This is a genomic window from Enterococcus sp. AZ048 (assembly GCF_051715125.1).
Classification (GTDB): Bacteria; Bacillota; Bacilli; order Lactobacillales; family Enterococcaceae; genus Enterococcus_A; species Enterococcus_A gilvus.
Genome location: NZ_JBIOTD010000001.1, coordinates 1,361,907 through 1,374,755, shown reverse-complemented (window position 1 = coordinate 1,374,755; position 12,849 = coordinate 1,361,907). Strand labels below are relative to the sequence as shown.

16 protein-coding genes are annotated in these 12,849 nt (G+C 38.3%); 4 read left to right on the top strand and 12 right to left on the bottom strand.

Features of this window, described 5'->3' with window-relative positions; translation table 11 throughout:
• Positions 1-23: 23 nt before the first annotated feature.
• Positions 24-476 carry a 3-hydroxyacyl-ACP dehydratase FabZ gene (fabZ, locus tag IGI66_RS06785; RefSeq protein ID WP_308605849.1) on the bottom strand — a complete coding sequence of 151 codons (453 nt, stop codon included), beginning with the start codon at positions 474-476 and terminating at the stop codon, positions 24-26.
• Between the two features lie 163 nt (positions 477-639).
• On the opposite strand from fabZ, the gene fabI reads away from it, so the two are divergent.
• Positions 640-1,395: an enoyl-ACP reductase FabI gene (gene fabI, locus IGI66_RS06780; RefSeq protein WP_010780824.1), complete on the top strand. Its 756-nt coding sequence runs from the start codon at positions 640-642 to the stop codon at positions 1,393-1,395.
• 259 nt (positions 1,396-1,654) lie between these two features.
• Here fabI and IGI66_RS06775 read toward each other — a convergent pair whose 3' ends face one another.
• Complete coding sequence (locus tag IGI66_RS06775) at positions 1,655-2,668, bottom strand: branched-chain amino acid aminotransferase (protein WP_010780825.1); 1,014 nt, start codon at positions 2,666-2,668, stop codon at positions 1,655-1,657.
• A gap of 157 nt (positions 2,669-2,825) precedes the next feature.
• On the opposite strand from IGI66_RS06775, the gene IGI66_RS06770 reads away from it, so the two are divergent.
• Positions 2,826-3,740, top strand: a complete 915-nt coding sequence (locus IGI66_RS06770) for a mechanosensitive ion channel family protein (protein ID WP_314578082.1) — start codon at positions 2,826-2,828, stop codon at positions 3,738-3,740.
• A gap of 51 nt (positions 3,741-3,791) precedes the next feature.
• Here IGI66_RS06770 and IGI66_RS06765 read toward each other — a convergent pair whose 3' ends face one another.
• The 6 genes from IGI66_RS06765 to racE all read right to left on the bottom strand — a co-directional run bounded on the left by IGI66_RS06765 (position 3,792) and on the right by racE (position 8,186).
• Entirely contained in the window at positions 3,792-4,394 is a 603-nt protein-coding gene (locus tag IGI66_RS06765) for a DJ-1/PfpI family protein (RefSeq protein WP_086303858.1), read from the bottom strand.
• 82 nt (positions 4,395-4,476) lie between these two features.
• Positions 4,477-4,746: a 30S ribosomal protein S14 gene (rpsN, locus tag IGI66_RS06760; protein WP_010780828.1), complete on the bottom strand. Its 270-nt coding sequence runs from the start codon at positions 4,744-4,746 to the stop codon at positions 4,477-4,479.
• Positions 4,747-4,936: 190 nt separating this feature from the next.
• The gene (gene cbpB, locus IGI66_RS06755; protein WP_367377906.1) at positions 4,937-5,425 is read right to left on the bottom strand and encodes a cyclic-di-AMP-binding protein CbpB; all 489 of its coding nucleotides are present in this window, start codon (positions 5,423-5,425) and stop codon (positions 4,937-4,939) included.
• A 91-nt stretch (positions 5,426-5,516) separates the two neighbouring features.
• The gene (locus tag IGI66_RS06750; protein ID WP_010780830.1) at positions 5,517-6,029 is read right to left on the bottom strand and encodes a metallophosphoesterase; all 513 of its coding nucleotides are present in this window, start codon (positions 6,027-6,029) and stop codon (positions 5,517-5,519) included.
• Positions 6,026-7,363: a ribonuclease PH gene (gene rph / locus IGI66_RS06745; RefSeq protein WP_367377905.1), complete on the bottom strand. Its 1,338-nt coding sequence runs from the start codon at positions 7,361-7,363 to the stop codon at positions 6,026-6,028. The genes IGI66_RS06750 and rph overlap by 4 nt, the downstream gene beginning before the upstream one ends.
• 1 nt (position 7,364) lies before the next feature.
• Positions 7,365-8,186, bottom strand: a complete 822-nt coding sequence (gene racE, locus IGI66_RS06740; RefSeq protein WP_438848180.1) for a glutamate racemase — start codon at positions 8,184-8,186, stop codon at positions 7,365-7,367.
• Positions 8,187-8,327: 141 nt separating this feature from the next.
• Between racE and IGI66_RS06735 the strand changes: the two genes are divergently transcribed.
• A complete protein-coding gene (locus tag IGI66_RS06735) occupies positions 8,328-8,558 on the top strand; it encodes a hypothetical protein (RefSeq protein ID WP_010780833.1) in 231 nt (76 codons plus the stop codon).
• A gap of 87 nt (positions 8,559-8,645) precedes the next feature.
• Here the strand turns inward: IGI66_RS06735 and IGI66_RS06730 are convergent, their stop codons facing one another.
• Genes IGI66_RS06730 through IGI66_RS06715 form a run of 4 tightly spaced genes read right to left on the bottom strand, consistent with a single transcriptional unit; the run spans position 8,646 to position 11,537 of the window.
• Positions 8,646-9,296: an amino acid ABC transporter permease gene (locus tag IGI66_RS06730; RefSeq protein ID WP_288227163.1), complete on the bottom strand. Its 651-nt coding sequence runs from the start codon at positions 9,294-9,296 to the stop codon at positions 8,646-8,648.
• A gap of 18 nt (positions 9,297-9,314) precedes the next feature.
• Complete coding sequence (locus IGI66_RS06725; RefSeq protein ID WP_010780835.1) at positions 9,315-9,959, bottom strand: amino acid ABC transporter permease; 645 nt, start codon at positions 9,957-9,959, stop codon at positions 9,315-9,317.
• Positions 9,959-10,789, bottom strand: a complete 831-nt coding sequence (locus IGI66_RS06720; protein ID WP_086303864.1) for a transporter substrate-binding domain-containing protein — start codon at positions 10,787-10,789, stop codon at positions 9,959-9,961. Before IGI66_RS06720 ends, IGI66_RS06725 begins: the two co-directional genes overlap by 1 nt.
• A gap of 10 nt (positions 10,790-10,799) precedes the next feature.
• Positions 10,800-11,537 carry an amino acid ABC transporter ATP-binding protein gene (locus IGI66_RS06715; protein ID WP_010780837.1) on the bottom strand — a complete coding sequence of 246 codons (738 nt, stop codon included), beginning with the start codon at positions 11,535-11,537 and terminating at the stop codon, positions 10,800-10,802.
• Positions 11,538-11,796: 259 nt separating this feature from the next.
• On the opposite strand from IGI66_RS06715, the gene trpS reads away from it, so the two are divergent.
• Complete coding sequence (gene trpS, locus IGI66_RS06710; protein WP_431380660.1) at positions 11,797-12,807, top strand: tryptophan--tRNA ligase; 1,011 nt, start codon at positions 11,797-11,799, stop codon at positions 12,805-12,807.
• Positions 12,808-12,849 lie beyond the last annotated feature (42 nt).

Sequence of the window (12,849 nt, the reverse complement as noted above, 5' to 3'; positions counted from 1 at the left end):
TTATCAAAGGTTTTGGTTTTTTTCTAGCTGTTTTTTTGCTCTTTGTCCCCTACAATAAATGTAAATTCACATTCAGTAACTACTTTCTCTTCAACAGTCGCCCATGCTTTCGCGGTTCCAACAGGACCTTTAACTTTTTGAATATCAAAGTTTAAGAACAATGTGTCTCCAGGCCGAACAAATTCTAAAAAGTTCGCTTTATTAATTCCCCCGATGTACGCAGTTTTCCCCTCGAATGCTGCTGATTTCAATATTAACAACGATCCCGCTTGAGCAAGAGCTTCGACAATCAATGTCCCTGGCATGATTGGTTCCCCAGGAAAATACCCTTGGAAAAAGTCTTCATTCATCGTTAAATTCTTAACAGCAGTAATGTGCTTCTCATCTTCAAACTCTGTAACTGCATCTAAATAGTAAATGGGATAACGATTTGGGATCGCAGCCATAATTTCTTCGACATTCATAATTTTTTCCATTTTACACCTCTATGAATACTTTATTTGATAATCAAACTATCATAATCCTATAGTTTAATCAAGGCCTATTAAGATAATTAAAAAAATAGTTTGACAATCAAAGCTTTTTCCAACATAATGAGAGCATATTATTTTTTATATTATTTAGGAGTGTGTCAATTTAATGTCTATTTTAACTGGAAAGAAAATAATCGTAACGGGTGTAGCTAATAAAAAAAGTATTGCTTGGGGATGTGCGAAAGCAATCGCAGATCAAGGCGCAGAAATTATTTACACGTATCAAAATGAACGTATGAAAAAGAATTTAGTAAAATTGGTCGGCGAAGAAGCAAGTATGTTTGAATTGGATGTCGCTAGCGATGAAAAAATTAAATTTGCTTTTGATTCTATCAAAGAAAAATTCGGATCTATCGATGGCATCGTACACTCGATTGCTTTTGCCAATAAGGAAGAATTATCGGGTAATGTGACAGAGATTACTAGAGATGGGTTTCAACTGGCACAAGATATCAGTGCTTACTCCCTATTGGCAGTCTCAAAATATGCTGCTCCTTTGATGACAAATGGCGGTAGCATTGTAACGATGACCTATATGGGATCTGAACGTTCGATACCTAATTACAATATGATGGGGATTGCTAAGGCTGCTTTAGAAGCTGAGGTACGCTACTTAGCGACCGAGTTAGCTCCGAAAAACATTCGCGTGAATGCCATTTCAGCAGGTGCGATCAAGACGTTGGCGGTAACTGGCGTCAAAGATTACCAATCATTGCTTAGCCTTTCTGAGGAACGTACGCCTGACAAAGTTTCTGTTACGATCGAGGAAGTAGGAAACTCTTGCGCGTTCTTACTTAGTCCTCTGGCTACAGGAATTATCGGGGATATTATCTACGTTGATAAAGGGGTTCATCTGAGCTAAAACTCAGATTCTTTAAAGCACGTCTTAGATAGACGTGCTTTTTATTATGCAAAAAAGCCACTCGCAATGAGTGGCTTCTTTTCTAAATGAATTTAAAGATTCTATCTGTGTGATAGGGATATCGCTTGCTATAGAATTTCATTGAACTTCTAACCGATTAACGATGGCTAAAGCCGCCTTCAAGAATCAAAGAACTAAGGTGAATACCACTAAAAAAATTAAGATGATACCCTTTACCTTCTTTTAAGCACTCTAAAAATCAGACTTCATAAATCCAGCCTTTCGGCGCTTGAACGTCTCCAAATTGGATTCCAACTAGCTCCTCGTACAATTTTTTTGTAACGGGACCCGTCTCTGTTTCACTATAAAATACATGGAAATCCTCTCCATTCTGGATTCCAGCAATTGGTGAGATGATCGCTGCTGTCCCACATGCCCCCGCTTCAGCAAATTTATCCAGTTCGTTTAAACAAACATCCCCTTCGATTGCTTCCAATCCAAAGCGTTCTTTTGCCAAATGTAACAATGAATATTTAGTAATACTTGGCAAGATTGATGGTGATTTTGGCGTGATGAATTGATTATCATGCGTAATTCCAAAGAAATTTGCTGATCCAACTTCTTCGATTTTAGTGTGGGTCGCTGGGTCCAAATAAATACAATCAGAAAAATTTCGATCATGAGCGAGTTGTCCTGGCAATAAGCTTGCAGCATAATTTCCTCCCACTTTGGCAGCGCCTGTACCAAAGGGTGCTGCGCGGTCATATTCAGAAACAATGAAGTTACTCGGTGCCAATCCGCCTTTAAAATATGGGCCCACGGGCATACAGAACACACTAAAAATATATTCAGGGGCAGGAACAACACCAATATTAGGACCTACACCTATTAGATAAGGGCGCAAATATAATGTCGCTCCAGTTCCATAAGGAGGAACATATTCTTCATTTGCTCGCACCACTTGCATCACAGCATCAATAAATTTATCCTCGGGAACATCTGGCATTTGTAAACGCGCAGCACTCTTATTCATCCGTTTCGAATTTTCATCTGGACGAAATAGGTTAATGTTTCCATCTTTGCGCCGATAAGCTTTCAATCCCTCAAAACATTCCTGTCCATAGTGGAGACAAGTAGATCCTTCGTTAATGGTGATCGTATTGTCTTCTGTAAGTTCCCCTGCATCCCATTGACCATTTTTCCAATGAGAAATATAACGGAACGGTGTTTTGATATACTCAAACCCTAATTCTTCCCATTTTATATTCACCATTTTATCATCCCCTTCTTATTTAAATGTTAGTCTATCATTTTCTTCCATTATTGTCATGGATTTTTTGAATTATAAGAATATTATGATTGTTATCAACCAAGTCGACAGAAATAGTAAAGATTGTTACACTATTTCTATTAACGTATAGGAGTGGCTTATGTTTTTATTGACAACACAAACAGTTGATTCCAGCAGCAGCAACGTGGTGGAACAAGCAACAGAACAATTATCCATCTGGCAAAAATATTGGCAGACGATCGATTGGGATCGTGTCTTTTCAATACTCATACAAAAAGGATTGACAATTTTAGCGGTCTTAGTCATCTTTTATTTAATTAGAAAGATTGGAAGTTTCTTGATTGATCAATCATTTGATCGACAAAAGAAAAAAATGACAGATAATGCTACTAGAATAGAAACAATTCATGCACTATCTAAAAATATTTTTTCTTACACGCTCTTTTTCTTCTTTCTATATTCCATTTTAGATACACTTGGAATTCCAGTCGGGTCGCTTTTAGCTGGTGCAGGAATTGCAGGTATCGCTATAGGACTTGGTGCGCAAGGCTTTACAAATGATATCATTACAGGTTTCTTCATTATAATGGAGCAGCAAATAGACGTTGGTGACTATATTCGCTTGACTGACTTGCACATTGAAGGAACCGTGACTTCTGTCGGCATCCGCATGCTTCAGATGAAATCTGCCGATGGGACGGTACATTTTATTCCAAATCGCAATATTACAACAATTAGTAATCTTTCACGCGCGCATATGCAGGTCAAAGTAGACATCCGAATTCAGCCAGATGAAGGGTACGATAGAATAAGTCATCTAATTGACGAAACCAACCAAAAACTTTCAAAAGAGTTTAAAGATGAAATCTTTGATGGTCCGACCCTCTTCGGGATGGTTGACCTTGGAAACAGCAATTATGCGATTCGTACTTTTTTATATGTAACCAATGGGAAACAATACAAACTTCAAGAAGAATTTCTCACAGCATATGTAAAAGTTCTCAATCAAAATGGTTTTACCATTCCAAATGATCCAATTGTTATTGGAAACTAAAAAACGGCTCCCCACAAAGTTAAACTTTGTGGGGAGCCGTTTTTAACTATCTTATGAGTCGTTTTTTTGCGTTAAAAAGTCACTATAACGTTTCTGATAACCATAATAGCCTAAACGATAGAAATCAACTGCTCTTTTAGCCTCAATAAAACTGTCGCCGACAAGGTGCAAGGCAAATTCAGTAAAATCCAATACAGCAGTTCCGTTTGCCGTAACAAGATTTCGATCGCAGACTGCTTGTTTCTCTAAAAAATTTTCAGGCATCTGATAGTTAGGAAAATCCCTCCAAAGAAACCGAGCATTGCCTGTGTGCATATACCCTTCAAGAAAGCCGTGTTGAGCTAAATAATCAACAGAACCGCATATCGCGGCCAACGGTAGCTGACGGTCCATTTGCTTCTCTATAATCTGATAAAGTGCCTGACTCTGTATACTCCATGAATGTCCACCGATTAATACCAACAAGTCAAAGTTGGATTCAATTTGACTAAAATTAAAATCCACGTTTGTTTGCAATCCGCCAATTGATTTTACTTGCGGTAAATTCGACGCCGTTCGCACTTGCCAATTTTCTCGTTGATTTAGCAAACTCATTAAATAAGCAGCCTCCCAATCAGCATAGTGATCAAGCAAAACAAACAAGGCCGTTTTCATACTATCGCTCCCTTCCGATTTGCTATACATTACTAGTTTAACAAAATCATGAAGGGAAATCTCTTACTAATTTGTACCGCTTTTACCAACTTGCTTTTTTGATACCGGGAATTTGTCCTTTATGAGCGAGCTCACGAAATTTGATCCGTGACATCCCAAACTTGCGCATATATCCTCTTGGGCGACCGTCAATTTGGTCTCGTAGCTTTAACCGATTCGGATTTGAGTCTCTCGGTAATTTTGCTAGTCCTTCATAATCACCCGCAGCTTTTAACGCTGCTCGTTTCTCTGCATAGTGATCAATCAACGCTTGCTGTTTATGCATTTTTACAATTTTTGATTTTTTTGCCATTTGTTTTCTCCTGTTCATGATTTATTTAATCGAGCTTAACCGTAACGGTTACTGTTTAAACACTTGATAAAAATAACACGCTAAAGAAGTAAAGTCAACTGATCCGTACTCTAAGTTCTTCGCTCAAAATAATCCAGCTTTTAAACGATAGTTAGTACAAAAAAAGAGACCTTAAATAGGTCTCTAGAGATTAGCTTGGTGTGTTCGCATGAAAAATTACTTTCGTTTCAGGGTTTTTACGTTCAAATTGATGAAACGTATAATTCACTGCTTTTAAAATTTCCCTGCGAGTGACAATCCCACAAAATACTCCATCGCTGTCCAGCACTGGTAAAAATGAGGCATTCACTAATAAGTGAAGCACATCTTCTAGTTCAGCGTCTGGACGCATAACTGGTACTTCGGTGTTCATCACATCAGCAACTGTTAGTGTTTCCAAATTAGATGTATCGATACCATCGATTCCTAACATTTTCTTTACGATGTCATTTAAGCTTAATAACCCTACAAAATGATCCTCTTTATCTAAAACTGGTATGGTCGAGTAACCAGCTTGCGATAAGAGCAGTAGCGCGTGTTCCAACGGGTGTTCTTTTATCACGTTAGCAACATTCTCTGCTGGAATCATCATTGTTTCTTCGTGCTCCATCATTAATTCTTCGATTACAGGACTAATCATATGGCGCCTCCGTTCTAATATCTTCACCTTATTTTACCTTATCGGCTAAAAGAAAGCGTTATTTATCCAAATGTTTAATAAAAATTAGGAACTATCGTTTAAAATCTGCAGCTAATTCTTCGATTAGTTGGTGTGCACGATTATAGAAGGTTACGTGGATTTCTTCGTCTTGACTGTCGATAATGGCATAACTTGGTATTTGTACAGGTCCACGAGGTTGGGATATGCTTCCGGGATTTACAAACAAGATATTCTTGTCATATTCAGCTACAGCTTGATGAATATGTCCAAACAAAGCAATTGTTGCACCCACTTCTTGGGCTTGCAACGAAAGCATGGTTAATCCAAATCGAACATTTGATAAATGACCGTGAGTCATATAAATGATGTCATTTCCAATTGAAAGTACTTGTTCTTTTTTATAGCCCGGATCATAATCACAATTTCCAGCAACAACAGTAAAATGTTCCCACAATTCATCACTCGCCTTTAGCTCCGAATCACCGCAATGAAACATATGATCCACCATGTTGACGTAGCGGTTGACAATTTCCACCAGAATATTGCGATCTCCATGATTATCGCTAACAACTAAATACTTCATTGATTTCCCTCCAACCAAGTTTTCCATACTTTTTCTAACTCTCTCACAGCCATTCCTCGATGACTTATTTCATTTTTCTCTTCACTCGTTAATTCAGCAGATGATTTTTCATAGCCTGGCACGATGAATAAAGGATCGTAGCCAAACCCGTTCTCCCCTTGAGGGATTCGCCCAATACGGCCGTTCCAATCGGCAGATACCACGAGGCTCTCTTTTTTAGGGGCTGCAAAAACAAGTGTACAATGAAAATGCGCTGTCCTTTTCTCATCAGGAACATCCGTTAGTTCATGTAATAGCTTCGCGTTATTAGCCGCATCGCTTTTTCTTTCCCCCGCAAATCGTGCTGAGAAAACTCCTGGCATTCCGTTTAATGCATCCACGACTAACCCTGAATCATCCGCTAATACAGGTTGCTGTAAAATCTGTGCAATTGTTTCAGCTTTTAATCGAGCATTTTCTTCAAAAGTTGTACCCGTTTCCTCCACATCAGGGAGATCAGGATAATCTAATAATGTTTTCGTTTTATACCCTTCTTTACCAAATAAAGAGGCAAATTCTTTCGCTTTACCAGGATTTCTCGTGGCTATCACAATCGTTTTTTCTTCTGTTTCAATTTCAGAAAAGAGTGATTCTTTTTGAAAGGCAATCAATTCTTGAATAGCTGCTTTGCCGTGTAAAATTAGTCCATTCAACTCATCGTCATCGAATGTTGCTTCTTCGCCAGTCCCTTGAATTTCCACGAAGCGTCCAGATTCAGTCATGACTAAGTTCATGTCAACCGCTGCTGACGAATCTTCCGAATAATCCAAATCAGTGACTATCGTTCCATCCGGTAAAATACCAACACTAATTGCTGCTAAATGCTCCTTAATTGGGTCTTCTAGCAGCTCACCAGTTGCTAATAACTTGTTGATTGCTAGTCGTAATGCAACAAACCCGCCCGTGATGCTGGCAGTTCTGGTGCCCCCATCCGCTTGAATCACATCACAGTCGATGATGATACTCTTCTCACCTAACTTCTCTAGGTCAACCACTGCACGTAATGAACGCCCTATCAAACGTTGAATTTCCATTGTTCTTCCAGTTACTTTCCCTTTGGCACTCTCACGGCGATTCCGTGTGTTTGTCGCTCTTGGCAACATACTGTATTCGGCCGTTACCCAACCCGTTTCGCTGCCCCGTAAAAACGGCGGTACAGAATCCTCTAATGTTGCTGAGCAAATGACCTTTGTATCACCAAAGGATATAACAACAGATCCTTCTGGATGCTTGAATACATTCGTTTCAATCTTGATCGGTCGTAATTGTTGAATCGTTCTTCCATCATGACGCAAATTATTCTCCTCCTAAATCTATGTGAGCTACGTTTAAATTTTTAATGTCTAGCCATTCACTAGCAATGTCTTTGAACATTTTAGGTGAACCAGTCGTATAAAAAACTCGGGTTTTCTGCCCATTTTGTTCGTAATTATTCAAATTGAAGTAATCTAATAACGTACTGACATCGTTCACTGTCTCCGCACCTGAATCAATCAATGTCACCTGTTGCCCCATCACATTTTGGATGATCGGGCGTAACAATGGATAGTGAGTACAGCCTAGAATCAAAGTATCTAATTTTTCCTTTTTTAGTGGCACCAATGTTTGCGATACAATTTTCTTTGCTACAGAGCTTTCAAATTGATTACTTTCGACGATTGGTACAAATTTGGGGCAAGCCAGGCTGGATACATATATTTCGGGGGCTTTTTCCTGCAACTCATGCTTATAAGAGCCACTCTTCACAGTTCCCAATGTTCCTATAATTCCAACTCTGCCTGTCTTACTTGCCTTAACCGCCGCACGTGAACCAGGTTGGATAACACCAATGACTGGTATATCTACACTATTTTTTATCTCCTCTAGTGCTACTGCCGTGGCTGTATTACAAGCAATTACAAGCATCTTAATATTTTTGCTCAATAAAAAACGAGTCATTTGCCAAGTAAACTTAATGACTTGTTCGGCTGGTCGAGGACCATACGGGCACCTTGCCGTATCCCCAAGATATAAGATTTCTTCATTTGGTAGCTGACGCATTGCTTCTTTGACCACTGTCAAACCGCCTACGCCAGAGTCAATAAATCCAATTGGTCTTTCATTTGACAAAATGCTCATTCCTATCTGATTCCAAGTATCACCTTATTTTCCACTTTTTAAAGAAATATTTCAAGCCCCAGAGTCTTAGTATAATAAAAGCGTTTCCTTTTGAAAGGATAACAATCAGTGCTAAACTATTTATGAGAGAGGTGGTCAAAAATGGACAAAGAAAAACTAACCGAAACTATTGGAAAAGTTTCCGCTGGTGACCGAAATCAAGATCCTGCCAAAAAAGCAACTGAAGAGGAAACAGAGAAACACAACAGTGAAAAGCAAGAAAGTCCTGAACCGAGCCTTTTAGAGAAGCTTGGGAAAACTCAAGCAGGAGCCGTTTATGAAGATCCTGCAATGAAAAAAACTGAACGTGAAACTGAAAAAGAAAAAGAATAAGTTACCTTTCCTCAATCAGTATCAAGCACAATTGACCAATACGAACAAAGTGAAGCTCTCTTCTGGAATGAAGAGAGCTTCACTTTTTTAATAATTATATTTACTTGTTTCCAAGAAGCTAGAAACAAGTGATAGTACATAACATACAACAAAGTACATCGCAGTCATCGCAATAAACATCGGTATAACATAATTTGTATTTTGTCCATAAATGATTCTAGCATTGTGTGTCAGCTCCGGCAATGAAATAATTACCGCCAGAGAGGTATCTTTAATTAATGAAATCAGCTGACTCAAAATTGCCGGCAGCATTGATTTGAACGCTTGGGGAAAGACAATCACCATAAGCGTCTGAACGTAAGTCAATCCAGAAGACATGCCCGCTTCGGTTTGCCCTTTCGGAACCGCATTGAGTCCAGCGCGAAAAATTTCAGATAACATTGCCGATTCAAAAATCGTTAAAGCTGCCACCGCGGCCCAAAATATATTCAGTTTAATCCCTATTTGCGGAAGAGCAAAATAAGTGAAGAAGATGATTAGTAACAACGGTAAATTTCGAATGATATCAACAATTATCCCTACAATTTTTGACAGGACCGGAACATTACTAAATCGAACAGTTCCCGCAATGCCCCCTAAAATCATGCTAAATACAATTGAAACCACTGATACTTGAATCGTTACCCACAAACCGTCTAAAAGGAATCGTAAATTAATCCATGAAAAAGCACCATTCATATTTTCTACTCCTCCTTTCTATGCTTTCGCCCAATTCTTATCTAAGTAATTCATTAGATAAGACAAGGGTAAAGTCAAAACTAAATAGAATAAACCGACAATAATATAAGTATCGAATGTATTAAAAGTTGTGCTCGCAATCAAATCACCTTGATACATTAAATCCAATCCTGCCACCATCGCCAAAATAGAAGAATTTTTAATCAAGTTAATGAATTGGTTTCCTAAAGGTGGTACCACAATTTTAAATGCTTGCGGCAGCACAATATAACGCAGTGTTTCTGAGTAAGAGAATCCTGAAGACAGACCAGCTTCCATTTGTCCGTTTGGAACAGTTTGGATTCCAGAGCGAACGGTCTCGGCAATGAATGCAGACGTATATATCGTCAGACCGATTGTTCCTGCTTGAAAACCATCAAAACTATAAAAATACATTGGTGCAACTACATAGAAGAACATGACAATGATTAACAATGGAATATTTCGGAAGAACGCGACATACGCCTTTGCTAAACTACGAATGATTCGGTTATGAGACAATTGCAGGATTGCCATAAGTGTTCCAATAAGTAAACTAAAAACCAATGCTAATAAACTAGCATAGATCGTAAATTTAAAGCCGCTGGCAAATTCACCAGAAAATGTTTGAAATAATTGTACCATTAGAACTGCGCCCCCTTTTTCGCTCGACCTTCCGCATCTGCAGGGAACCATTTTTCAAAGATTTCATTATAGGTACCATTGTCATGCATTTTACGTAACGCGCCATTTACTTCTTTTAAAAATGCCTCTTGTCCCTTATTGATAGCAATTCCGTATGGCTCGTTCGTAAACGCACCACCTGTCAATTCATAATTATCATTTTCAGAAGCCATTCCTAATAAAATCGCATTATCCGTAGTCATAGCTTGCCCCTGCCCAGATTGTAATGCAGTGAACGCTTCGGCGTAATTTTCAAGTTCTAGAATATTGGCATCTGGTGCATGTTTCCGGATATTAATTGTAGAGGTAGAGCCTTTGACAGCTAAAACAGTATCATCAGAAGTCAGATCTTTTATATCTTTTATATGACTCCCTTTTTTAACTAATAATGACTGCCCTGCATCAAAATAGATATCAGAAAAATCAACTTCTTTTTTTCGGTCTTCAGTTATCGTCATAGTAGCGATAATTGCATCAATGTTCCCGTTTTTAAGTAATGGGATACGTGTTTTTGAGGTTACCTCAACAAATTCAGCTTTGCCATTTTCACCGAGAATCTCTTTTGTAATGGCTTTGGCGATATCGATGTCAAAGCCTTCCACTTTTCGGGTCTCGATATCCATCATACCGAATAAGCGAGTGTCATACTTTACTCCCCAAATAATTGTTGGCTCTTCTTTAATTCGTGTAGCAATATCTTCATTCGCTACGCTTTCTCCTTTACATCCTGACAGCATTAGCATAACCAGCAGCGGAAGAAGGAAGGAGATCATTTTTTTTATCTTCGACATAAGCCGCCTCCTAATGATTAATTACTTTGCTGACAAACAGCTGAGCACGCTCCTCTTTTGGCTTTTCAAAGAATCCTTTGATATCTCGCGTGTCTTCTAATACTTCACCATCAGCCATGAATATAATCCGATCCGCTACTTCTTTAGCAAAACCCATTTCATGAGTCACGACGATCATTGACATACCATCTCGTGCTATTTTTTTCATGACATTCAATACGTCACCAATCATTTCTGGATCGAGTGCGGATGTTGGCTCATCAAAAAGCAGCAAATCGGGATTCATCGCTAAACCGCGAGCGATGGCGATCCGTTGCTGCTGTCCTCCAGATAACATCGAAGGGTAAGAATCCTTCTTATCTAACATATCTACTTTATCCAATAATTTTTCTGCACTCTTCGTTGCTTCATCAGAGGATTGCTTCAAAACCTTGATAGGTGCCAAAGTAATATTTTCTATCGCCGTCTTATTAGGATAAAGATTAAAATGTTGAAAGACCATTCCTATATTTTTTCGAATGTCTTTTAATTTAACTTCTTTACTATGTAAATTTTTGTCATTCACTAGTAACTCGCCGGAAGAGATATCTTCTAAACCATTAATGCATCGAAGCATGGTACTCTTTCCTGAACCAGAAGGTCCGATAACTACTACGACCTCACCTTTTTCAAAAGACAGGTTAATATTTTTTAAGGCATGAAACTTTCCATAGTATTTCTCTACATGCTTAAATTCGACCATTGGCATGTCAAGCCACCTCTTTTTCCTTATCGTATTCTAATTTTTCCAATGTAGGTTTAATTATAAGCTAAATTTTTTTACTTTGTAAAGAAAAAAACTCAAGTACAAGAAAAAAAGTTCTATTAACTCCTGTTTCCATGTAATGTTTTTTAACATGGATATTGGTCTCGTTTTCGATAAAAAATTAGTTAAGAGTTGTCATGTTCCTCAAAAAAAGGTAGTATTTGAAGAAGCTATTGAAAGAATTTTACGAAAAGGTGAGTTAATGAAAAATATCATTTTGACTGGAGATCGTCCAACCGGACAATTACATTTGGGCCATTATGTCGGTTCTCTAAAAAATCGTGTACGTATGCAAGAAGATCCTGAAAACAAACTATTTATCATGGTTGCTGACATGCAGGCGCTGACTGATAATGCCAAAAATCCGGATAAAGTTTCTTCAAATATTTTGCAAGTTGCGTTGGATTATTTAGCAGTAGGTCTTGATCCGAAACGGTCGACTCTATTTATTCAATCTCAAATTCCTGAATTAGCGGAATTAACAATGTACTATCTAAACTTAGTAAGTGTTGGACGCGTACGCCGCAATCCAACAGTAAAATCTGAAATTGAACAAAAGAAATTTGGCGAGAGCGTACCCACAGGATTTTTTATTTATCCTGTTTCTCAAGCATCCGATATTACTGCGTTTAAAGCCAACTTAGTTCCTGTTGGTGAAGACCAAAAGCCTATGCTAGAACAAACGCAAGAAATTGTTCAAAGTTTCAATCATACTTATGGCGATGTTCTTATCGAGCCAAAAGGTGTTTTTCCTGAAAAAGGACAAGGACGTCTTCCTGGGATTGATGGAAATGGAAAAATGAGTAAATCTCTAGGAAATGGTATTTATCTAGCGGACTCTGCAGATGTTTTAGCAAAAAAAGTCATGAGTATGTATACAGATCCAAATCATATCCATGTGGAAGATCCAGGCCAAGTAGAAGGAAATATGGTCTTTACGTATTTGGATGTCTTTGGTAAAGACAAAGAAAAAATCAGCGAGTTGAAAGAACATTATCGCCGTGGTGGTCTTGGAGATGTGAAAATCAAGCGTTACTTGATTGATGTTTTGGAGGCTGAATTTGGTCCAATTCGTTCACGTCGCGAAGAATATGCGAAAGATCCTGATGCAATCATGGAAATGTTGAGAGAAGGCAGTGAGAAAGCGCAAGCTGTTGCTGCTGAAACTCTAAAAGAAGTTAAACAAGCAATGGGAATCAATTATTTTGGTTAAACAAAAAACACTCGAAATTTTCGAGTGTTTTTTTACTTGCCT

Coding starts and splice junctions, on each gene's coding strand:
- cbpB (WP_367377906.1), bottom strand. CDS start 5,425: ATGATTAGTCCTGTAATCGAAGAATTAATGATGGAGCACGAAGAAACA.
- rpsN (WP_010780828.1), bottom strand. CDS start 4,746: ATGGCAAAAAAATCAAAAATTGTAAAAATGCATAAACAGCAAGCGTTG.
- IGI66_RS06770 (WP_314578082.1), top strand. CDS start 2,826: ATGTTTTTATTGACAACACAAACAGTTGATTCCAGCAGCAGCAACGTG.
- racE (WP_438848180.1), bottom strand. CDS start 8,186: ATGAGCATTTTGTCAAATGAAAGACCAATTGGATTTATTGACTCTGGC.
- fabI (WP_010780824.1), top strand. CDS start 640: ATGTCTATTTTAACTGGAAAGAAAATAATCGTAACGGGTGTAGCTAAT.
- IGI66_RS06715 (WP_010780837.1), bottom strand. CDS start 11,537: ATGCCAATGGTCGAATTTAAGCATGTAGAGAAATACTATGGAAAGTTT.
- IGI66_RS06775 (WP_010780825.1), bottom strand. CDS start 2,668: ATGGTGAATATAAAATGGGAAGAATTAGGGTTTGAGTATATCAAAACA.
- IGI66_RS06720 (WP_086303864.1), bottom strand. CDS start 10,789: ATGTCGAAGATAAAAAAAATGATCTCCTTCCTTCTTCCGCTGCTGGTT.
- IGI66_RS06725 (WP_010780835.1), bottom strand. CDS start 9,959: ATGGTACAATTATTTCAAACATTTTCTGGTGAATTTGCCAGCGGCTTT.
- IGI66_RS06750 (WP_010780830.1), bottom strand. CDS start 6,029: ATGAAGTATTTAGTTGTTAGCGATAATCATGGAGATCGCAATATTCTG.
- fabZ (WP_308605849.1), bottom strand. CDS start 476: ATGGAAAAAATTATGAATGTCGAAGAAATTATGGCTGCGATCCCAAAT.
- IGI66_RS06735 (WP_010780833.1), top strand. CDS start 8,328: ATGGACAAAGAAAAACTAACCGAAACTATTGGAAAAGTTTCCGCTGGT.
- IGI66_RS06765 (WP_086303858.1), bottom strand. CDS start 4,394: ATGAAAACGGCCTTGTTTGTTTTGCTTGATCACTATGCTGATTGGGAG.
- trpS (WP_431380660.1), top strand. CDS start 11,797: ATGAAAAATATCATTTTGACTGGAGATCGTCCAACCGGACAATTACAT.
- IGI66_RS06730 (WP_288227163.1), bottom strand. CDS start 9,296: ATGAATGGTGCTTTTTCATGGATTAATTTACGATTCCTTTTAGACGGT.